Origin of the sequence: Actinomadura sp. NPDC023710 (genome assembly GCF_040639875.1) — a bacterium.
In the GTDB taxonomy this organism is placed as follows: Bacteria; Actinomycetota; Actinomycetes; order Streptosporangiales; family Streptosporangiaceae; genus Spirillospora; species Spirillospora citrea.
Genome location: NZ_JBFAGB010000020.1, coordinates 23,060 through 44,226, shown reverse-complemented (window position 1 = coordinate 44,226; position 21,167 = coordinate 23,060). Strand labels below are relative to the sequence as shown.

At 74.7% G+C, this 21,167-nt stretch carries 17 protein-coding genes; 6 read left to right on the top strand and 11 right to left on the bottom strand.

Annotated features, from left to right (window positions below; genetic code table 11):
* Nucleotides 1–58 precede the first annotated feature (58 nt).
* Nucleotides 59–1,687, bottom strand: a complete 1,629-nt coding sequence (pgi, locus tag AB0H37_RS23185) for a glucose-6-phosphate isomerase (RefSeq protein ID WP_329090979.1) — start codon at nt 1,685–1,687, stop codon at nt 59–61.
* A gap of 297 nt (nt 1,688–1,984) precedes the next feature.
* Between pgi and AB0H37_RS23180 the strand changes: the two genes are divergently transcribed.
* Both AB0H37_RS23180 and AB0H37_RS23175 read left to right on the top strand, forming a co-directional pair.
* Nucleotides 1,985–3,004 carry a lactonase family protein gene (locus AB0H37_RS23180; protein WP_360615046.1) on the top strand — a complete coding sequence of 340 codons (1,020 nt, stop codon included), beginning with the start codon at nt 1,985–1,987 and terminating at the stop codon, nt 3,002–3,004.
* Between the two features lie 84 nt (nt 3,005–3,088).
* Nucleotides 3,089–4,468 (top strand): NADP-dependent succinic semialdehyde dehydrogenase, encoded by a 1,380-nt coding sequence (locus AB0H37_RS23175; protein WP_360615045.1) that lies wholly within the window; start codon nt 3,089–3,091, stop codon nt 4,466–4,468.
* A gap of 44 nt (nt 4,469–4,512) precedes the next feature.
* Here the strand turns inward: AB0H37_RS23175 and AB0H37_RS23170 are convergent, their stop codons facing one another.
* The 9 genes from AB0H37_RS23170 to AB0H37_RS23130 all read right to left on the bottom strand — a co-directional run bounded on the left by AB0H37_RS23170 (nt 4,513) and on the right by AB0H37_RS23130 (nt 14,073).
* Entirely contained in the window at nt 4,513–5,913 is a 1,401-nt protein-coding gene (locus AB0H37_RS23170) for an aldehyde dehydrogenase (NADP(+)) (RefSeq protein ID WP_360615043.1), read from the bottom strand.
* A complete protein-coding gene (locus AB0H37_RS23165; RefSeq protein WP_360615041.1) occupies nt 5,910–7,409 on the bottom strand; it encodes an amino acid permease in 1,500 nt (499 codons plus the stop codon). Before AB0H37_RS23165 ends, AB0H37_RS23170 begins: the two co-directional genes overlap by 4 nt.
* 95 nt (nt 7,410–7,504) lie before the next feature.
* Nucleotides 7,505–8,506, bottom strand: coding sequence for a proline racemase family protein (locus AB0H37_RS23160; protein WP_329090988.1), 1,002 nt, complete (start codon nt 8,504–8,506; stop codon nt 7,505–7,507).
* Nucleotides 8,506–9,435, bottom strand: coding sequence for a dihydrodipicolinate synthase family protein (locus tag AB0H37_RS23155; RefSeq protein ID WP_179834807.1), 930 nt, complete (start codon nt 9,433–9,435; stop codon nt 8,506–8,508). Before AB0H37_RS23155 ends, AB0H37_RS23160 begins: the two co-directional genes overlap by 1 nt.
* A complete protein-coding gene (locus AB0H37_RS23150) occupies nt 9,432–10,856 on the bottom strand; it encodes an NAD(P)/FAD-dependent oxidoreductase (protein ID WP_360615038.1) in 1,425 nt (474 codons plus the stop codon). The genes AB0H37_RS23155 and AB0H37_RS23150 overlap by 4 nt, the downstream gene beginning before the upstream one ends.
* Entirely contained in the window at nt 10,853–11,161 is a 309-nt protein-coding gene (locus AB0H37_RS23145) for a (2Fe-2S)-binding protein (RefSeq protein WP_329090993.1), read from the bottom strand. Before AB0H37_RS23145 ends, AB0H37_RS23150 begins: the two co-directional genes overlap by 4 nt.
* The gene (locus tag AB0H37_RS23140; RefSeq protein ID WP_360615036.1) at nt 11,158–12,318 is read right to left on the bottom strand and encodes an FAD-binding oxidoreductase; all 1,161 of its coding nucleotides are present in this window, start codon (nt 12,316–12,318) and stop codon (nt 11,158–11,160) included. Before AB0H37_RS23140 ends, AB0H37_RS23145 begins: the two co-directional genes overlap by 4 nt.
* Nucleotides 12,319–12,407: 89 nt before the next feature.
* Nucleotides 12,408–13,019 carry an XRE family transcriptional regulator gene (locus tag AB0H37_RS23135; protein WP_179834804.1) on the bottom strand — a complete coding sequence of 204 codons (612 nt, stop codon included), beginning with the start codon at nt 13,017–13,019 and terminating at the stop codon, nt 12,408–12,410.
* Between the two features lie 76 nt (nt 13,020–13,095).
* Entirely contained in the window at nt 13,096–14,073 is a 978-nt protein-coding gene (locus AB0H37_RS23130) for an ornithine cyclodeaminase family protein (protein ID WP_360615033.1), read from the bottom strand.
* A gap of 178 nt (nt 14,074–14,251) precedes the next feature.
* Here AB0H37_RS23130 and AB0H37_RS23125 point away from each other — a divergent pair, with 178 nt between their 5' ends.
* Genes AB0H37_RS23125 through AB0H37_RS23110 form a run of 4 tightly spaced genes read left to right on the top strand, consistent with a single transcriptional unit; the run spans nt 14,252 to nt 18,859 of the window.
* Nucleotides 14,252–15,457 (top strand): branched-chain amino acid ABC transporter substrate-binding protein, encoded by a 1,206-nt coding sequence (locus AB0H37_RS23125; protein WP_218935155.1) that lies wholly within the window; start codon nt 14,252–14,254, stop codon nt 15,455–15,457.
* 11 nt (nt 15,458–15,468) lie between these two features.
* Complete coding sequence (locus AB0H37_RS23120; protein ID WP_329091003.1) at nt 15,469–16,368, top strand: branched-chain amino acid ABC transporter permease; 900 nt, start codon at nt 15,469–15,471, stop codon at nt 16,366–16,368.
* On the top strand, nt 16,365–18,128 hold the full coding sequence (locus tag AB0H37_RS23115) for a branched-chain amino acid ABC transporter ATP-binding protein/permease (RefSeq protein ID WP_360615031.1): 1,764 nt from the start codon (nt 16,365–16,367) through the stop codon (nt 18,126–18,128). The genes AB0H37_RS23120 and AB0H37_RS23115 overlap by 4 nt, the downstream gene beginning before the upstream one ends.
* Nucleotides 18,125–18,859, top strand: coding sequence for an ABC transporter ATP-binding protein (locus AB0H37_RS23110; RefSeq protein ID WP_360615029.1), 735 nt, complete (start codon nt 18,125–18,127; stop codon nt 18,857–18,859). The genes AB0H37_RS23115 and AB0H37_RS23110 overlap by 4 nt, the downstream gene beginning before the upstream one ends.
* Here AB0H37_RS23110 and AB0H37_RS23105 read toward each other — a convergent pair.
* Entirely contained in the window at nt 18,843–20,969 is a 2,127-nt protein-coding gene (locus AB0H37_RS23105) for a thiamine pyrophosphate-dependent enzyme (RefSeq protein WP_360615027.1), read from the bottom strand. The genes AB0H37_RS23110 and AB0H37_RS23105 overlap by 17 nt on opposite strands.
* Between the last annotated feature and the right edge of the window lie 198 nt (nt 20,970–21,167).

Below are 21,167 nucleotides of genomic sequence, written 5' to 3'. Positions count from 1 at the left end.
GGACGGGCCCGCCGGACGACCGGCGGGCCCTTACGCGTGTCTCAGGCCGGCGAGGACATCAGACCCTGCGGCCGCGCAGCTCCCGGTACCTGCGCACGAGCGCGCCGGTGGACGGGTCGGGCGCCTCGGACGGCGGCTCCGGCGAGGTCAGGGCCGGGGCGAGGTCCATCGCCATGACCTTGCCGAGCTCGACGCCCCACTGGTCGAAGGAGTCGATGCCCCAGATCGTCCCCTCGACGAAGACGATGTGCTCGTAGAGGGCGACGAGGGAGCCGAGGGTCTTCGGGGTGAGCTTCGGCGCGAGGAGCGTGCTGCTCGGCCGGTTGCCCGGCATGACCTTGTGCGGGACGACCGCCGCGGGCGTGCCGTCGGCGGCGATCTCCTCGGCGGTCTTGCCGAACGCGAGCGCCGAGGTCTGCGCGAGCATGTTCGCGATGAGCAGGTCGTGCATCCCCTCGCGGTCCTCGAACGGCTCGGCGAAACCGATGAAGTCCGCAGGCACGAGCCGGGTCCCCTGGTGCAGCAGCTGGTAGAAGGCGTGCTGCCCGTTGGTGCCCGGCTCGCCCCAGAAGATCGCGCCGGTCTGCGCGATGACCGGGGCGCCGTCGGCCCGCACCGACTTGCCGTTGGACTCCATCGTGAGCTGCTGGAGGTAGGCGGGGAACCGCGACAGGCGCTGGCTGTAGGGCAGGACGGCCCGGGTCTGCGCGCCGAAGAAGTCGGTGTACCAGACGCCGAGCAGCCCCATCAGCACCGGCATGTTCGCCTCGAACGGCGCGCTCCGGAAGTGCTCGTCGACCTCCCGGAACCCGGCGAGCATCTCGCGGAACGCCTCGCCGCCGATCGCGATCATCAGCGACAGGCCGATGGCGCCGTCGAAGGAGTAGCGCCCGCCCACCCAGTCCCAGAACCCGAACATGTTGGCGGTGTCGATGCCGAACTCGGCGACCCGCTCGGCGTTGGTCGACACGGCGACGAAGTGGCGGGAGACGGCGTCGTCGCCGAGCCGCTCGGTGAGCCACCGCCGCGCGACCTTGGCGTTGGTGAGGGTCTCCAGCGTCCCGAACGTCTTGGAGCTGACGACGAACAGCGTCTGCTCGGGGTCGAGTCCGGCGAGCTTGCCGAGGATGTCGGCCGGGTCGATGTTGGAGACGAACCGGCAGGAGACGCCCGCGTCGGCGAAGTCGTGCAGCGCCTCGTAGGCCATGGCGGGGCCGAGGTCGGAGCCGCCGATGCCGATGTTGACGACGGTCGTGATGCGCTTTCCGGTGAAGCCCGTCCACTCCCCCGACCGGACGCGTCCCGCGAAGTCGGCCATCTTGTCCAGGACCGCGTGCACGTCGCCCGCGACGTCCTGCCCGTCCACCTTCAGCGCCTCGCCGGGAGGCAGCCGCAACGCGGTGTGGAGGACGGCGCGGTCCTCGCTGACGTTGATGTGCTCCCCGCCGAACATCGCATCGATCCTGGCGCGCAGCCCGGCCCGTTCGGCGAGCGCCGCGAGCAGCGACAGGGTCTCGCCGGTGACGCGGTGCTTGGAGTAGTCCAGGAACAGGTCCCCCGCGGTCACCGTCATCCGGTCGGCGCGGCCCGGGTCCTCCGCGAAGAGCTCGCGCAGGTGCCGCCCGGCGATCGCCGCCTGGTGCTCGGCCAGCGCGGTCCATTCGGGCGACTCGGTGATATCAGCCATTGCCTTCTCTCATCTCCTCGTGGGGGCGAGGGCGTACCCCCACGGGCGGGCGCCGAACGTCCCCCGGGCGCCACGCCGCTCCCCACCGGCGATCATAGGTCGACCGCGCGTGACCGTATCAGGGCCGTCCCCGCGCGCGCAGCGATCCGCCCCGTCCGCCCGCGACCGCCCAGGCCGCGAGCGGGGTCGCCGGCAGGCTCCGGGAGTGCCCGGAGGAGCGACGCCGATCATGGACGGGACTAGGCTCGCCCTCGGCCGCCGAGGGCGGGGTGGATCGCGTTTCGAGGGGAGTCCCGGGTGAGCGAGCGGGCGTTCTGGGTGGGCACGTACACCGGCGCGGCCGGAGGCGGCGCCGGGATCTACCGGGTCGCGCGGGGCGCCGACGGGGCGCTGCGGGCGGCCGTGCTCGCGGCGGAGGCGGTGTGCCCGTCGTACCTGGCCGTCCATCCCACCAAGGACGTCCTGTACGCGGTCCGGGAGGAGGACCGCGGCGGGGTGGTGGCCTACGAGGCGGCCGGACCGCGGCTGAAGGAGATCGGGGCGCGGGAGGCGGGGGCGCTGCCCTGCCACCTGTCCGTCTCACCGGACGGCGGCCGCCTCCTCGTCGCCGACTACGGGTCCGGGACGGTCCGGGCCTACCCGCTGGGCCCCGACGGCGGTCTCGCCGGGGAGCCGGACGTGGCGGACGGGCACGGCGGCGGGCCGAGGGCCGACCGCCAGGAGGGCCCGCACGCCCACATGACCGTCCACGCTCCCGACGGGACGGTCCTGACGACCGACCTGGGGGCGGACCTCGTGCGGTCCTTCCGGATCGAGGGCGGGGACCTGAGGCTCGTCGGGGAGACGCCCCTTCCGGCCGGGTGCGGACCGCGGCACCTGGTCGTCCATCCGAGCGGGCACGTGCACGTGCTGGCGGAGCTGGCCGCGTCCGTCCTGGTCCTGAGGCCGGCCGACGGGTACGCGGGCCTGGAGGTCGTGGCGGAGTCGCCCGCGACGGCCGGTCCGGCGGGCGACGCGGCCCAGGGTGCGGCGATCAAGGTCGGCGACGGCGGCCGGTACGTCTACACCTCCATGCGCGGCACGGACGTGGTGACGGCCCACCGGGTGCTGGACGGCGGCGCGGCGCTGGCGCCGGTCGCGGACGTCCCCTCCGGCGGGCACTGGCCGCGCGACCTGCACGTGGACGGCGAGTGGATGCACGTGGCGAACGAGCGGAGCGACGCGCTCTCGACCTTCCGGATCGGGCCGGACGGCGTCCCGGTGCCGGCGGGGCCGCCCCTGGGCGTCTCCTCGCCGGTGTGCGTGATCCCCGGCTGACCGCCGGGCCGGGCGGGCGTTTCCTGCGGGCCGGCTCGGGCACGCCCCGGGTGAACGAGTCCGACACTCAGGGAGCATCCCGACATGACGACGATCGCCACGACCAACCCCGCGACGGGCGAGGTCGAGAAGACCTTCGACGCGCTGACCGACGAGGAGGTCGACCGGCGCGTCGCGCGGGCGGCGGACACGTTCGCCTCCTACCGCTCGGTCCCCCTGGAGCGGCGTGCGGAGTGGATGAACGCCGCGGCGGACGTCCTCGACCGGGAGGCCGACCAGATCGGCGCCATGCTGACCACCGAGATGGGCAAGACCCACAAGGCGGCCGTGGCGGAGGCGCACAAGTGCGCGAAGGCGTGCCGGTACTACGCCGAGCACGCGGCGGAGTTCCTGGCCGACCGGCGCCCCGCCGACCCCGCGGACGTGGACGCGCGGGACGCCTACGTCCGCTACCAGCCGCTCGGGCCCGTGCTGGCGGTCATGCCGTGGAACTTCCCGCTGTGGCAGGTGATCCGCTTCGCGGCGCCCGCCCTGATGGCGGGGAACGTGGGGCTGCTGAAGCACTCCTCGAACGTCCCGCAGACGGCGCTGTTCCTTGAGGACCTGTTCCGCCGCGCCGGGTTCCCCGAGGGCGCGTTCCAGACGCTGCTGATCGGCTCGGCGAAGGTCGAGCGGGTGCTGCGCGACCCGCGGGTGAAGGCCGCGACGCTCACCGGCAGCGAGCCCGCCGGGCGGTCCGTCGCCTCCATCGCCGGGGACGAGATCAAGCCGACCGTGCTGGAGCTCGGCGGCAGCGACCCGTTCGTGGTGATGCCGTCCGCCGACCTCAAGGCGGCGGCGCGCACGGCCGCCGAGTCCCGGTGCCTCAACAACGGGCAGAGCTGCATCTCGGCGAAGCGGTTCATCGTCGACAACGGCTGCGCCGAGGAGTTCGAGAGGCTGTTCGTCGAGCGGATGCGCGCGAAGAAGGTCGGCGACCCGATGGAGGAGTCCACCGACGTCGGCCCCCTCGTCAGCGAGCAGGGCCGCGCCGAGGTCGAGGAACTCGTGGCCGACGCGGTCGGCAAGGGCGCCACCGTGCTGTGCGGCGGCGAGCGCCCGGACGGGCCCGGCTGGTACTACCCGCCGACGGTGGTCTCCGGGGTGACGCCCGGGATGCGGATGTACCACGAGGAGGTCTTCGCACCGGTCGCGTCGCTGCTGCGCGTGCGCGGGGTGTCGGAGGCCGTCGAGGTCGCGAACGCGACGGGCTTCGGGCTCGGCTCGAACGCCTGGACGCGCGACGACGACGAGCGGGAGCGGTTCGTGCGGGAGCTGGACGCCGGGCAGGTCTTCATCAACGGGATGACGACGTCCTACCCCGAACTGCCGTTCGGCGGGGTGAAGCGCTCCGGGTACGGGCGCGAGCTGTCGGCGGACGGCATGCGCGCGTTCTGCAACGCCAAGACCGTCTGGGTCGGCTGACCGCACGTCCTCGGTCCGCTGCGCACAGCGGACCGAGGACGGTCTCACCGGACGGCCTGCGGGACCTTCCACGGGTTGTCGTCGCGGAGCGGCGGCGGGAGCAGGTCCTGCGGCCAGCCCTGGTAGGCGACCGGCCGCAGGAACCGCTCCATCGCGGCCGTGCCGACCGAGGTGGTGGAGGGCGCCGTCGTGGCCGGGTACGGCCCGCCGTGCTGCATCGCGTGCGTGACGGACACACCGGTGGGCCACTGGTTCCACAGGACGCGGCCGCTTCGGCCCGCGAGCACCGCCGCGAGCGCGGCGAGGTCGCCGGTCTCCTCCGGCTCGGCGTGCAGCGAGGCGGTGAGCTGGCCGGGCAGGGCGGCCACGACGCCGGTGAGGTCGGCGAGGCGGTCGTAGGTGACGACGAGGCCGAGCGGCCCGAAGCACTCCTCCGCCGCGGCGTCGATGTCGGCCTGGAAGGCCGCCAGGTCCATGGTGAGCAGGCGCGGCGTCAGCGCGTCCGCCTCGTCCGGCCAGACGAGGCGCCGCACGCCGGGCCGGGCGCCCAGCGCGCCCGCCGCGGCCAGGTACCCGGCGCCGATCCGCTCGTTGAGCATCGGCGCGCCGGCGGCTTCGCGCAGGTGCGCCGCGATACCCGCCGGCAGCCCGGCGGGGGCGAACAGCAGGCCGGGGTTCGTGCAGAACTGGCCGGCCCCCAGGGTGAGGGACGCCGCGTAGCCCTCGGCGATCTCCTCGGCGCGGGCCTCGGCCGCGCCGGGCGTGACCACGGACGGGTTCACGCTGCCCATCTCGCCGTAGAACGGGATCGGCACCGGCCGCTCCGCCGCGATACGCGCGAGGGCGAGTCCGCCCCGCTGGGAGCCGGTGAACGCGGCGGCGGCGACGCCGGGATGCCGCAGGGCCTCGACTCCGGCGTCCTCGCCCTCGACCAGGGCGAACACGCCGTCCGGGAGCCCGGCGCCGGCGATCACCTCGGCCGTCCGGCGCGACAGCCGGGGGTGGCCGGGGTGCGCCTTGACCACGACGGGGCAGCCCGCCGCCCACGCCGACGCGGTGTCGCCGCCGGCGACGCTGAAGGCGAACGGGAAGTTGCTCGCCGCGAACACCAGCACAGGACCGACGGCCGTCCGGCAGCGGCGCAGATCCGGCCTCGGACCGGTGGGCCACTGCGGGTCGGCCCGGTCGATGCGCGCGTCGTGGAAGGCGCCCTCCAGGACCTGCTCGGCGAACAACTTCAGCTGGAACGTGGTGCGGGTCAGCTCGCCGTTCAGGCGCGCCTCGCCTAGGCGGCTCTCCTCGTCGGCGAGCGCGACCAGTTCGCCGCGGGCGGCCTCCAGCGCGTCCGCGACCGCCGCCAGGTGGGCGGCGCGTTCGGCCGGCGGCGACGCGGCCCAGCCTGGCGCGGCGGCGACCGCCGCGGAGACGGCCTGGTCCGGTGTCATGAACTGCTCCCTTCGTCCTCGGTGTTCGGGGCGGTGCGGGCTGACCGCGGCGCCCGGTTCTCCACCGAGTTGCGGTACCCGTACAGCGCGTAGACGACCAGGCCGAGCACCATCCACACCGCGAACCGGACCCAGGTGATCCAGTCGAGGTTGGCGATCAGCCAGATCGAGAAGGCGATGCCGACCAGCGGCACCACCGGCACCCAGGGGGTGCGGAACGAGCGCGGCAGGTCGGGGCGGGTGCGGCGCATCACCATGACGGCGATCGCGACGACGATGAACGCCATCAGGATGCCGATGTTGGTGAGGTCGGCCGCCTCCTTGATGGGCAGCAGGCCCGCGATGACGGCCGAGCCGAGGCCGACGAGCCAGATGACGCGGGTCGGCACCTGCCGGCGCGGGTGGTTCCGAGCGAAGTAGGAGGGCAGCAGGCCGTCCCGGCTCATCGAGAACCAGACGCGGGTGACCGCCAGCATGTTCGCGAGCGCGGAGGTGGTGATGCCGACGACGGCGCCGACCGCCACGACCGTGCCGAGGCCGGCCAGGCCGACCGAGGCGAGCGCGCTGGAGAACGGGCTCTTGACGTCGATCTGCCGGTAGTCCTGCATGCCGAGCAGGACGATGCAGACCAGCAGGTAGATGACCGCGGCGATGGCCAGGGAGATGACGATCGCCTTCGGCAGCACCTTCTTGGCCTCGGCGCTCTCCTCCGCCGCCGCGCTCATGGCGTCATAGCCGTACACGGCGAAGAAGGTGGTGGCGGCCCCCGCGACGGCGCCGCCGATGCCGAACGGCAGGAAAGGGCTGAAGTTGCCGGCCGAGATGTGGAACGCTCCCGCGACGATGACCAGCGCGACGATGGCGAGCTTGACCACGACGAGGATCGTCTCGAACCGCGCGGACTCCTTCGTCCCGCGCGACAGCACGAACGCCAGGAGCAGGCACAGCAGCGCGGCGAACAGGTCGACCTTGTGACCGGCGCCGGTGCCGGGCGCCCCGAGCGCCCAGTCCGGGATGTCCAGGCCGATCTGGTCGAGGATGTAGGACAGGTAGCCGGAGATGGCGATCGCGACGACGGCGACGATCGCGGTGTACTCCAGCAGCAGGTCCCACCCGATCGCCCAGCCGATCGCCTCGCCGAGCGCGGCGTAGGAGTAGGTGTAGGCGGAGCCGGCCTTCGGGATGGTGCCGGCGAACTCGGCGTAGCAGAGCGCGGCGGCGGAACTGGCGATGATGGCGATCAGGAAGGAGATCATCACGCCGGGCCCGGCGTCGTCGTGGGCGACGACGCCGGCGAGCGAGAACACGCCCGCGCCGACGAGCCCGCCGAGGCTGAGCGCGACGAGCTGCCACAGCCCCATGGTGCGGCGGAGGCCGCCCGGGGTCTCCTCCTCCGAGGAGTCGACGGGTTTCAGGCGGAAGACTCCGGCCCGGGTGAACAGCGCGGACCCGGCCGGGCCCCGCGGTGGTCGTGTTTTCGGCATGGCTTGGGACATGAAGGTCCCTCCCGACTGGTGCAGGGGAATACCAAGGTGGGTGTGGATCGGCGGTCAGGGGGCCGCCGTGAAGGGCTCGGGGAGCCGGCGGCCCTCTAGAGGACGAAGCCCTCGGGGAAGGGGTCGGCGGGGTCGAGCAGGTAGGTGGCGGTGCCGGTGATCCAGGCCCGCCCGGTGAACTCGGGGATCACCGCGGGCAGGCCGCCGGCCTCGGCGGTGCCGACCAGGCGCCCGGTGAAGCGGGTGCCGATGAACGACTCGTTGACGAACTCGGTGTGCAGCGGCAGCTCGCCCCGGGCGTGCAGCTGGGCCATGCGGGCGGAGGTGCCGGTGCCGCAGGGCGACCGGTCGAACCAGCCCGGATGGATCGCCATCGCGTTGCGGGAGCGCCTGGCGTCCGACCCGGGCGCGAGGAACTGGACGTGCTTGCAGCCTCCGATCAGCGGGTCGGCCGGATGGACGGGGCGGTCGGTCCCGTTGATCGCCTCCATGATCGCCAGCCCCGCCCGGAGGATGTCCTCCTTGCGTGCCCGGTCGAACGGCAGCCCGAGCGGTTCGAGGTCGGTGATGGCGTAGAAGTTGCCGCCGTAGGCCATGTCGTAGCGGACGTCCCCGAGCCCGGGCACCGGCACCACGGCGTCCCGCCGGAGCGCGAACGAGGCGACGTTGCGGAGCGTCACGTGCTCGGCGACGCCGTCGCGGACCGCGACGCGGGCCTCGACGAGGCCGGCCGGGGTGTCCAGCCGCACGATCGTCTCCGGCTCGGTCACCTCCACCATCCCGGTCTCGACCAGGACGGTCGCGACGCCGATGGTGCCGTGCCCGCACATCGGCAGGAACCCGCTGACCTCGACGTAGACCACGCCCCAGTCCGCGTCCGGGCGGGTGGGCGGCTGGAGCAGGGCGCCGCTCATCGCGGGGTGGCCGCGCGGCTCGTCCACGAGGAAGCGGCGCAGCCCGTCCAGGTGCCGCACGGCGTGGCGGCGCCGCTCGGCCATCGTGGCGCCCGGGATGGGCGCGACGCCGCCGGTGACGACGCGCGTCGGCATCCCCTCGGTGTGGGAGTCGACCGCGCTGATCGACCGGGCCGAGCGCATCAGGCGGCCCGCCGCCGCGCGAGGGCCGCGATCGCGCGGTCCATGTCGGCGGTGACGGCGGCGCGGTGCTCGGGCACGAGCGGGCCGCGCGGCGGGCGGCAGGGGCCGCCGTACCGGCCGACCTGCTCCATGCCGAGCTTGATCGCCTGGACGAACTCGGTGCGCGAGTCCCAGCGGAACGCGGCGACGAGCGGCTCGTACAGGGCGCGGGCCTCCTCCAGCTTCCCGGCGGTGGCCAGCTCGTACAGCAGCGCCGACTCGGCGGGGAAGACGTTGGGGAAGCCCGCGAACCAGCCGGTCGCGCCCATCAGCAGCGCTTCGAGGGTGACGTCGTCGGCGCCGGCGACCACCTCCAGGCCCGGGGCCCTCTCCCGGATCTCCAGGACGCGGCGGACGTCGCCGGAGAACTCCTTGACCGCGACGACGCCGTCGATCTGGGCGATCTCGGCCAGCAGGTCCGGGGTGAGGTCGACCTTGGTGTCGATGGGGTTGTTGTAGACCATGACCGGCAGGCCGACGGACGCGACGGCCTCGAAGTGCGCGATGATCTCGCCGCGGTTGGCCCGGTACATCGTCGGCGGCAGGCACAGCACGCCGTCGGCGCCGTCCTCGGCCGCGATCTGCGCCCAGTGCCGGGCCTGGTGGGAGCCGGGGCCGTGCACGCCGACCACGACGACGCCGTCCCGGCCGACCGCCTCGACGGCGGTGCGGGCGACGCGGCGGCGCTCGTCGTCGGTCAGCGAGGAGTACTCGCCGAGGGACCCGTTCGGGCCGACGCCGCGGCAGCCGTTGTCGACGAGCCAGCGGCAGTGCTCGGCGTACCGGTCGTGGTCGACGGCGAGCCCGGCGGGGGCGGCGGCGTCCTCACGGTAGGGCAGGGCCGTCGCCACGATGACGCCGCCGAGGCTCTGGAGCTTGCTGTCGCTCATCGGGCGCTCTCTTTCTTGTCGGGTGTGTCAACTGGAGGGTTCGCGAGCTCGCCGAGCCGGATGGGCTGGGCGACGGGCCGGCGGTGGGGATCGCCCCCGCCCGCCCGGTCGCGGAGCAGTTCGGCGACCGTGGGGCCGCAGACGCGGGCCTGGCAGGGGCCGAGGCCGGCGCGGGTGCCGAGCCTGACGGCGCGGGCGGAGCCGGCGGCCTCGCCGTCCGCGGCGCGCAGGAGGGTCCCGTAGGCGGTCTCCTCGCAGCGGCAGACGATCGTGTCGGGGCGCAGCCAGCCGGGCCACGCCGCGCCGACGGGGTGCGCGGCGGCGAGCCGGCCGGCGAACGCGCGCGCCCGGTCGCGGCGCCGGCGCAGGGCGGCGGCCGCGCGGTCGCCGCTGTCTCCTCCCCCGGCGGCCCAGCCGGCGAGCAGCCCCTCGGTGCGGGCGGCGGGCGCCCCGGCGATGCCGGTGATCTCCCCGGCCGCGTAGACGCCGGGGACGCTGGTGCGCTGGTCGTCGTCGACGTCGGTGAAGGCGCCGCCGCGCAGCCGGCAGCCCGCGGCGACGGGCAGTTCGAGCTGCGGGCTGAAGCCGTGGGTGACGCAGAGCGCGTCCACCGCGACGGTGCGCTCGGTGCCGGGCACGACCGACCAGTCGTGGCGGAGCCGCGCCGTGACCGCCTCTTCGACGCGCCCGTCGCCCCGGGCCTCGATCACGGCGCGGCCCGTCCGGTACGGGACGCGGTGCCGGGCCAGCAGCCCCGCGTACCCGGCCAGCTCCGCCGCCTTGCCCGCCTGCGGCGCCAGCTCCCACGGGCGCGCCGCCCAGCCGCGCGCCACGGTGGCGGCGGGGTTGGCCTCCAGCACCCCGAGGACGGTGGCGCCGGCCTCGACCAGCGACGCGGCGACCGGGAGCAGGAACGGTCCAGAACCGGCGATGAGGACGGGGTCGCCGATGACCAGGCGCTCCCCCTTCGCCAGCGCCTGCGCCGCACCGGCGGTGAAGACGCCGGGCAGCTCCCAGCCCGGGAACGGCAGGACGCGGTCATGGGCGCCCGGCGCCAGCACCAGCGCGTCCGGGCGCAGGACGTGCCGTTCCCGTCCGGCGCCGTCGGCCTCACCTCGCAGCACGTGGACGTGCGGCGGCGCCTGTTCGGTGCGGTCGACGGACCAGACGGCGCTCTCGGGCCACCAGGCGCAGCGCGGATGGCCGAGCACGCGGTCGCGCACCCGCTCGAAGCCGCGCCACCCGTGGTGAAGGCGGCCGGGGCGGGTCGCGCCGAACGCGGCGGGCGGCATCCGGTGGTACTGGCCGCCGGGCTCCTCGGCCGCGTCGAGCAGCGTGACCCGCGCGCCGGCGCGCAGCGCGCCCGCCGCCGCGCCGAGCCCCGCCGGCCCGGCGCCGACGACCACGACGTGCCGGCTCACCGGGCGTCCCGGGACTGGGTCGCGACGACGTCGCCGTCGCGGGCGCGGCGGCGGCAGGCCCGCACGTCGCGGACGCCGTTGACGGTGAGGAGGCAGTCGAAGCAGGCGCCGATCCCGCAGAACACGCCGCGCGGGGCGCCGGAGGGGCCCCGGCGCCAGGTTCGGCGGCCCGCGGCCAGCAGCACCCCGGCGAGGGTCTGGCCGGCGACGCCGTCCACGGGCTCGCCGTCCACGGTGATCCGCAGCGGGACGTCGGGGCGGCGCCCGGTCCGGTCGCCGCCGGCGGGCACGAGTCGCGCGCTCATCGGGTCTCTCCTTCGCACTGGGCGGCGGGCCGGTCCGCGCGGAACGGCGCCGCGTCGATCGCGGGGGCGCGGCCGAGCATGAGGTCGCGCAGGACGGCGGCGGTCCCGGCGGACAGGCCGATCCCGGCGCCCTCGTGCCCGGTGGCGTGCCAGAGGCCCTCAAGGTGCGGGTCGGCGCCGATGACGGGCAGGTGGTCGTCGACGTACGGGCGGAACCCTCCGTAGGCGCGCATCACCGGCACCCCGGCCAGGGACGGGAACAGCCGCAGCGCCTTGGCCGCGATGACCGACAGCACCTCGGGGCGGATCCGGTCGTCGAACCCGACCCGGCGGCGGGAGGATCCGAGGAGGATCGTCCCGGCCCGGGTGGACTCGACGACGGCGGACGCCTGCAGGTCCCCGGCGGCGCTGCCGACCGCGCTCACGTAGTCGGCGTCGTAGACCTTGTGGAAGACGGTCGGCGGCATCGGCGCGGTCACCAGGACCTCGCCCCGGCGGGGCCGGACACCGAGCCGGACGCCGAGCCGCGCGGCGACCTCCCCCGACCAGGGCCCGGCCGCGTTGACGACCGCGTCGGCCTCGATCGTCCCGCCGGAGGTGCGGACGCCGGTGACACGGCCGCCGCGCCGGACCGCGCCGAGGACCTCGCACCCGGTGCGCAGGACGGCGCCGGCGCGCACCGCGGCGGCCAGGAGGGCGACGGCGGCCCCCGCGGGCTGGACCTGCGCGTCCTCGGGGTAGTGGACGGCCTTGGCGAAGTCGCGCGTCAGGTGGGGCTCGGCGGCCGCGAGGGCGGCGGCGTCCAGGTCCTCGGCGATCACCCCGGCCTTGCGCTGAGCGCCGGCGAACTCCGTCAGCGCCTCGGCGCCCGCGGGGGTGGTGGCGACGACGATGCCGCCCTTGGCGTCCCATTCGACGCCGCCGGCGTTCGGGTCGCCGTCCAGGACGGCCGGCCACAGCTCGCGCGACAGCCGCGCGAGTTCGAGCTCCGGGCCCGGCCCCTTGTCGGAGACCAGGATGTTGCCCTCGCCGTGGGCGGTGGTCCCGGCGGCGGGGCCGCCCCGGTCGGCGACGGTGACCGCGCAGCCCGCCAGGGCCAGCTCGCGGGCGCAGGCCGCGCCGATGATCCCGGCGCCCAGTACCACGACCCGCGTCATCGACCCTCCCGTTCGTCGTTCGTTAAACCGAACGATTCCGAGAGTAAGTGCGTCCCGCGCGCGATGTCAACGCGCGGGCGACCCCGGATTCAGGGCGTTTCGACCAGATGGGACGGGGTTCCGGGCGAGGCGTGAAGCCGCTGGTCAGCGCTGTACTGCAGCAGCAGGACGGACCGGACGGGCCCCTCCACGGCGCTGTAGCTGTGCGGCAGGCGCGCGTCGAAGCCGACGTAGTCGCCCGGCCCGAGCTCGACGTCCCGGTCGTCCACCCGAACGGCGAGCCGCCCGGACTGGACGATCGTGTGCTCCATTCCCACGTGGCCGAGCGAGTCCTGCCGGCGGCCGGTCCTGACCTGCTGGTCGTACACCTCGAACAAGGCGCCGCCGGACTCGATCCCGCGCAGCGGCCGCAGGTCGACGCCCTCCCCGCTCAGCACCTCCACCTCCGCCGCCCGCACCACCGTGAGCCCGGACGGCTCCTGGTGGTCGAGCAGGTCGGAGATGGGGACCTCCAGCGCGCGCGACAGGCTGAACACGGTCTCGATCGTGGGGTTGCCGGCGCCCGCCTCAAGCTGGGAGAGCGTCGCCTTGCCGATCTTGGAGCGGCGGGACAGCTCCGACAGCGACAGGCCGAGCTCCAGCCGCGCGCGGCGCAGGTTGCCGGCCAGCACGTCCCGCACCGATTCCCCTGACGCGCCCACGCTCCCGCCCCTCGTCCGCTCACTCGGCTCACGTTCGCTCTATCGAACGGCCAGTGTACTCGGCGGACCGGAGGGGTCAGAGCTCCACCAGCGTCCCGGCGCCGGCCTCGCGGGCGCGGTCGACGATGACGGAGGCCGCCGCCGCGTCCTGCACGCCGAGGCCGACACTGTTGTAGAAGACGATGTCGGCGCCGGAGCGCCGCCCGGCGGCGAGGCCGGCGACGATCGGGCCCAGCGGGCGCACCCGGCCGAGGTCCAGCTCCCCCGCGCGCACGGCGGCCACCACGGGGCCGGCGTGCTCCAGTGCGGTCGTCACGTCGTCCACCACGACCGATGCGGCGCGGGTGAGGACCTCGCCGTCCACCTCCGCCCGGTCCGGGGCGAAGGACCCGACGCTCACGACCGTGCACCCGGGATCGAGCCACGCGCCGAGGACGACCGGCTCGGTGCTGGTGGTGGCGGTGACGACGATCTGCGCGCCCCGGACCGCCTCGCGGGCGGACGCCGCGGCCCCGACCGGCAGCTCCAGGTCCCGCGCGAGCTCGGAGGCCGCGGTGCAGGTGTCCGGCCGTCGGCAGGCCAACGTCACCTCGGTGAGGGGACGCACCATGGCCATCGCCCGCACGTGCGCGCGGCCCTGGACGCCGCAGCCGACGACCGCGAGGCGGGTGGCCCCCGGCACCGCGAGATGGTCGGCCGCCACCGCGCTCGCCGCCGACGTGCGCAGCGTCGTCACGGCCTCGCCCTCGATGATCGCGACGGGCCGCCCGTCGACCGGGTCCTGGACGGTCACCAGGGCCGCCACGGTCGGCAGCCCGCGCGCCGCGTTGCCCGGGGTGACGCTGCCGAACTTGGCGACGGCGCCGGCGCCGGGCAGGCGGGAGAGGTAGCCGAAGGCGACGTCGCCGTCCGGCCCGTCCAGCAGGACCCGCGGCGCGAGCCGCGCCCGCCCGCGGCCGAGCGCGGCGAACGCCTCCCGCTGCGAGGCGATCGCGGCGGGCAGGTCGAACACCGCGCGCACGTCGGCCGCGGAGAGCAGCAGGACACCGGCCATGGGGAGATCCTTTCCAGGCCGCGGCCGCGCTGTCGAGTGGCCAGAGGGCAAGCGGTGCTTACCGATCAGTGCATGAGATCGCATGCTTGCCCGTCTCGACGCCCGTGCCCCGACGTTTCACGCTTTCACCATCCCGGACCACGAGGACCTGCCGGCCACGAGCGACGGAGAGCCGCCGATGACTCCACTGACCCCGCGGGACCGCGGACGCCGGTTCCGGATGTTCACCGCGGCGGGCGCCGGCCTGCTGCTCGTCCCGCTCGCCGCGGCCTGCGGGTCGGGCGGCTCCGGCGGCTCGGGCGCCATCAAGATCGGCGTCCCGGCGCCGCTGAGCGGCGACTCGGCCTCGGCGGGGCAGGACATCCTCGCCGCGGCCAAGGTCGCCGCCGACGAGATCAACAAGGCCGGCGGCGTGGACGGCCGCAAGATCCAGATCGTGGAGGCCGACGACCAGTGCAGCGCCCAGCAGGGCGCGCAGGCCGCGCAGAAGCTGCTCAACAGCGGGGTCGTGGCGGTCGCCGGCGGGTACTGCTCGGGCGCGGCGGTGCCCGCGATCCCGATCTACGGCAGACGCGGCGTCCCGTTCGTGATGGACGCCTCCACCAACCCGTCCCTCACCGACAGCGGCAAGGGCAAGGTGTTCCGCACCTGCGGGCGCGACGACAACCAGGGCCTGGTCGCGGCCAAGTTCATGACCGGGCCGCTCGGCGCCAGGCGGATCGCGCTGCTGCACGACAGCACCACCTACGCCAAGGGGCTCGCGGACGCCGCGGCGAACTCGGCGAGGCGGGCGGGCGGCCAGGTCGTCTACGAGAACGCGCTGCAGCCCGGCCAGTCCGACTACGGCCCCGTGCTCACCAAGATCGCCTCGACGCGGCCGGACGTGCTGTACTTCACCGGCTACTTCGCCGAGGCGGGGCTCCTGATGAAGCAGCGCAAGCAGCTCGGGCTGAAGTTCACGCTCATGGGCGGGGACGCCACGACCGACTCCACCGTGCTGAAGACCGCGGGCTCGGCGGCCGGCGGCTACATCGCCACCACCGCGCCGCTGGCCAAGGACCTGCCGGCCGCCGCGACGTTCGTCTCGGCGTACAAGGCCGCGAACAACGCCGACCCGGGGCCGTTCTCGGTGTACGAGTACGACGCGGTGAAGGTCGTCGCGAAGGCGATCGACGACGCCGGGTCCACCCGGGGCGCCGCGATCACCGAGGCCCTCCACAAGATCAAGGACTTCCCGGGCATCACCGGACCGATCACCTTCGACGCCAAGGGCGACCGGACCGACCCGCTCTACATCACCGTCCAGGTCCAGAACGGCGCGTTCACCGCCTACAAGAAGCTCGACGAGAGCGGCGCCACCTGGGTGGACGCCAAGACCTCCTGATCAGGGGCCCGATGAGCGAATTCGTCCAGTACCTCGTGAACGGCCTGACGATCGGGGCGTTCCTCGCGCTGATCGCGCTGGGTTACTCGATGATCTACGGGGTGGTCCGGCTGATCAACTTCGCGCACGGCGACGTGTTCATGATCGGCGCGTTCGCCGGGTTCGGGACGCTGACGGCGCTCGGCGCGACCGGCGGGATGGCGCTGCCCGCCATCCTCGCCGCCGTCGTGGTCGGCGCGCTGACCACCGGCGTCGTCGGCGCCGGCATCGCCAGGGCCGCCTACGTGCCGCTGCTGTCGTCCCCGCGCCTGGCGCTGCTGATCGCCGCGATCGGGGTGTCGCTGGCACTGGAGGAGGGGGTGAAGGTGCTCACCGACGCCCGGTTCAAGTCCTACCCGCACGCGCTGGACGGCGGCCGGATCCTCAGCGGCGCCGTCCATGTCACCTGGGGGCAGCTCGTCCTGGTCGTGCTGTCGGTGGCGCTGATGGCGGCGCTGTGGGCGTTCGTCACCCGGACCGTGACGGGGACCGCGATGCGCGCGCTGGCGATGGACCGCGACGCGGCCCGGCTCCAGGGGATCAACGTGGAGCGGCTGATCCTGACGACGTTCTTCATCGGGTCGCTGCTCGCGGGGGCGGCCGGCGTCATGTACGGGTTGTACTACGTGCAGATCAGCTTCGGCATGGGGTTCCTCATCGGCCTGCGCGCGTTCACCGCCGCGGTGCTCGGCGGGATCGGCAACCTGCCGGGGACGATGGTCGCGGGCGTGTGCATCGGCCTCGTGCAGTCGTTCTCGGCCGGGTACGTCTCGTCCCGCTGGACGGACGTCATCATCTTCGGGCTGCTGATCGCGGTGCTGGCGCTGAGACCCACCGGCCTGTTCGGCGAGCGCGTCGTGGAGCGCGCGTGAGGGCGCGGGCGCCGCGGCCCGCGGGCGGGGAGGCGGCCGTCCGGTACGGCGGCTGGCCGCTGCTCATCGCGCTGGCGCTGGTCGCCGGGCAGACCCTCGACGACTACGCGCTGACCGTCGCGGGGACGATCCTGGTCTACGCGATCCTCGGGCTCGGGATCAACATCGTCGTCGGGTACGCCGGCCTCCTCGACCTCGGGTTCGCCGCCTTCTTCGCGATCGGCGCGTACGCTTCCGGGCTGCTGACGCTGAAGCTGGAGTGGGGCTTCTGGCCGACGCTGCCGGTGGCGGTCTCCGCCGCCGCGGTCGCCGGGGTGGTCATCGGCTACCCGACGCTGCGGCTGCGCAGCGACTACCTCGCGATCGTCACGCTCGGCTTCGGGGAGATCATCCGGATCACGGTGATCAATCTGGAGGTCACCGGGGGCCCCAACGGGCTGACCGGGATCCCCCCGGTGACGGTCGGCGGGCGGGAGATCGTCACGCCGAGGGACTTCTTCCACCTCGCGCTCGCGTTCTTCGCCGTCGTGCTGGCCGCGACGGCGCTGCTGGCCCGGTCGCGGCTCGCCTACGCGTGGCGCGCCATCCGGGCCGACGACACCGCCGCGGAGGCGGTCGGCGTCCCGGCGCGGCGGGTGAAGCTGCTGGCGTACGTGCTCGGCGCGATGGTCGGGGCCGTCGCGGGCCCGCTCAACGCCGCTCAGCTCGGCACCGTGGACCCCTCCAGCTTCACGTTCCTGACCTCCCTGATGATCCTGCTCGTGGTCATCATCGGCGGGATGGGAAGCCGGCCCGGCGTCATGGTCGGCGCGGTGGTGATCGTCGCGCTGCCGGAGGTGCTGCGGACCGTCCAGGAGTACCGGGGGCTGTTCTTCGCGCTGCTGCTCATCCTGATCGTGCTCCTGCGGCCGCAGGGCGTCTGGCCGTACCGGCCGCGCCGCCTGCGGCTCCCGGCGAAGGCGGGGCCCGCGCCCGAGCCTCCTGCCGCGCGGGGCACGCTGCTGGAGGTGGACGGCCTGTCCCGGCGCTTCGGCGGCGTCACGGCCGTGGACGGGCTCGCCCTGCGCGCGGACGCCGGCCAGGTCGTGAGCGTGATCGGCCCGAACGGCGCGGGCAAGACCACCGCGTTCAACTGCGTCACCGGGATGATCGCGCCGTCGGCCGGGACGGTCGTGCTCGCCGGGCGGGACGTGCGCGGCCTCGCCCCGCACCGGGTCGCCGCCGCCGGCCTCGCGCGCACGTTCCAGAGCATCCGGCTGTTCGAGGAGATGACCGTCGCCGAGAACGTGCTGATCGGCCGGTTCGCCCGCGACCGCGCCCTGCTGCGGCCGCTGTCGCGCGCCGACCTCGACACGGTCCGCCGCTGCCTGGACTTCGTCGGGCTGCTGGAGGCGGCCGACCGCCCGGCGGGCGGGCTCGCCTACGGCGACCGGCGCAGGCTGGAGATCGCGCGGGCGCTCGCGGGCGATCCCAGCGTCCTGCTGCTGGACGAGCCCGCCGCGGGCGCGAACCCGACCGAGAAGCGGGCGCTGATGGGGCTCATCTCCCGCATCAGCGCGCTCGGCGCCGCCGTGGTGCTGATCGAGCACGACGTGGCGCTGGTCATGTCGATCTCCGACCGGGTGACGGTGCTGGAGCACGGGCGGACGATCGCGGTGGGGCCGCCGGAGGAGATCCAGGTGGACCAGCGGGTCATTGCCGCCTACCTCGGCGTGCCGGACGACCCGGAGACCGACCTCGTCACGGAGGTGCTGCGGTGACGCTCCTGCGGGTCGGCGACCTGCGCAGCCGGTACGGCCAGGTCGAGGCGCTGTCCGGAATCTCCTTCGAGGTCGGCGAGGGCGAGATCGTCGCGCTGCTCGGCAGCAACGGCGCCGGCAAGACCACCGCGCTGCGGACCGTCACGGGCCTGCACCGGGCCCGGTCCGGGCGGGTCGAGTTCGACGGCCGCGACATCACCCGGCTCGCCGCGCACAGGGTCGTCGCGGCCGGGCTCGGGCACGTCCCGGAGGGGCGTCGCGTGTTCCCGGCGCTGACCGTGGCCGAGAACCTGTTGCTCGGCGGGTACCTGCGGCGCCGCGACAGGGCGCTCGTCGCGGCCCGCCGGGACGAGGTCTACGCGATGTTCCCGCGGCTCGGCGAGCGGCGCGGGCAGCCCGCGGGACTGCTGTCGGGCGGCGAGCAGCAGATGCTCGCGATCGGCCGGGCGCTGATGCTGCGGCCGCGGCTGCTCGCCCTGGACGAGCCGACGATGGGGCTGGCGCCGCAGACGGCGCAGCAGGTGCTGCGGGTCGTGCGGGAGATCCGCGACCAGGGCGCCACGATCCTGATCGTCGAGCAGAACGCCCATCAGACGCTCCGCCTCGCCGACCGCGCCTACGTCCTGGAGACCGGCCGGATCGTGCTGGAGGGCCCGGCGTCCGCGCTCGCCCAGGACGACCGGGTGAAGGCCGCCTACCTGGGCGGCGACCCGGTCATCGAGGCGCCGTGAGGAGCCTCCGCGCCGCCTCCTCGATCGCGGCCTCCGACAGCAGGACGTGGTGGGCGGCGTCTCCCAGGGGGATGAAGCTGTCCTCGCTCGTCACCCTGGCCGTGCGTCCCCGGAAGCCGGCATCGGCGAGCGCGGTCAGGACACCCTCGGAGACGCCCCCGGTGCGGCGCGTCTCGTCCGCGACCAGGACGGCGCCGGTGGCGCGGGCCTCGCGCAGCAGGTCCTCGGCCGGCAGCGGGGCGAGCCAGCGCAGGTCGACCACCCGGCACCGGACGCCCGCGGCCTCCAGGCGGCGGGCCGCCCGCAGGCTCATCCGCAGGCCGTTGGCGAAGGTGACGACGGTGAGGTCGCCGCCGTCCCCGTAGGTGCGCGCGCGCCCGATCGGGACCGTCCCGCCGGCCGGGGCCAGCCACCCGCCGTCGCCGTCCTCGTGCAGGTCGCGGGCGTGGTAGAGCGCGATCGGCTCCAGCATCGCGCACACGCGCCCCTCGCGCTCGGCGGCGTCCGCGCACGCGCGCAGCATCCCCGCGGCGTCGTCGGGCCGGGACGGTGACGCGATGACGAGCCCCGGGATGTCGCGCAGGGCGGCGACGGCGTTGTCGTTGTGGAAGTGGCCGCCGAACCCCTTCTGGTAGGCGTAGCCCGCGATCCGCAGGACCATCGGGTTGCGGTACCGACCGGAGGAGAAGAACGGCAGCGTCGCCGCCTCGCCCCGGATCTGGTCGGCGGCGTTGTGCAGGTAGGCGAGGTACTGGATCTCCGGGACCGGCAGCAGCCCGGCCGTCCCGAACCCGAGCGCGAGGCCGAGGACCGACTGCTCGTCCAGGATCGTGTCGAACACCCGCGCCGCCCCGGCCCGCTTCACCAGCCCGCGCGTGACCCCGTAGACGCCGCCCTTGCGGGCCACGTCCTCGCCGAAGACGAGCATGCCGGGCCGCTCGTCCAGCAGGTCGCCGAGCGTCCGGTTGATCGCCTGCGCCAGCGTGACCGGCTCCCCCTCCGCGCGTTCCGCTCCTCCGCCGGGGCGGGTGTACCGCAGCGGCGCCATGACCTCCGCGGCGGACGCCAGGCGCGGGGCGCGCGCGACCTTCTCGGCCAGCGCCGTGACCTCCGCGCGCTTGGCCTCGTAGATGCCGACGATGTCCTTCGCGGTCGCGACGCCGCGGTCGACGAGGAGCCGCGCGGTCTGCAGGAGCGGGTCGCGCTCCAGGTCGGACGCCATCTCGGCCGGGGTCCGGTAGGACGATTCGACGTCGGAGCCGGCATGGCCCATCAGGCGGACGGTCCGCAGGTGCAGGAAGGCGGGGCGGCGGCGTTCGCGGACCCAGCGGGCCGCCCGCGCCGCCACGGCGTGGGCGTCGGCGAGGTCGCAGCCGTCCGCGTGGAAGTAGGCGAGGCCGGGCCGCGAGCCGTACGCGGCGTGGATCCAGCCGGGCGCCGTGCGGACGCTGATGCCGATCCCGTTGTCCTCGCAGACGAACAGGAGCGGCAGGGGAAGGCCCTGGTAACCGCAGTTGACGGCGGCGTTGACGGCGCCGGTGGCGGTGGAGTGGTTGGCGGAGGCGTCCCCGAAGCTGCACACGGTGAGGGCGTCGCGCGGCCACGGCGAGTCCAGGCCGAGCCGGGCGGCGCGTTCGATCGCGAAGGCCACGCCAAGCGCGCGCGGGAGATGCGAGGCGATGGTGGAGGTCTGCGGGATCACGTTCAGCGGGCGGCTGCCGAACACCTTGTGGCGTCCGCCCGCGATCGGTTCCTCGGCGGCGGCGACCAGTCCGAGGAGGACGTCGCGGAGCGGGTTCTGGCCGGGGACCTGGCGTGCCCGCTCCAGGAAGAACGCGCCCGACCGGTAGTGCAGGAGCGCCGGGTCGTCCGGGCGGAGGGCGCCGGCGACGGCCGCGTTCCCCTCGTGGCCGGACGAGCCGATCGTGTAGAAGCCGTGGCCCTGTGCCTGGAGGCGGCGGGCGGCGAGGTCCAGGTGCCGGCTGCCGAGCTGCGCGTCGAACAGCTCCAGGCAGCGCTCGCCGGTGAGCGCGCCCGGCGGGGCGGGCGCGCCGGACGGCACCAGGGTCGCGGCCGTCTCGAGGAAGTGGACGTCGGCGGGCTCGGGCATGCGTGCTCCTGCCTGCGGATCGGGAAGCGTGTCGAGCATCGGACGCGGCCCCGGCCGCGGCCAAGCCGCGCGAGCCCGCGAACTGGTGGGGAGTTGGCCAAGGATCGCTTAACGACGCCCCCGGGAGAGCCTCAGCCCGGCTTGGCCTCGCGGTAAGGAAGCCGTGCTCTGCCCGATCTTGGCGCGGGCGGGCGGCCC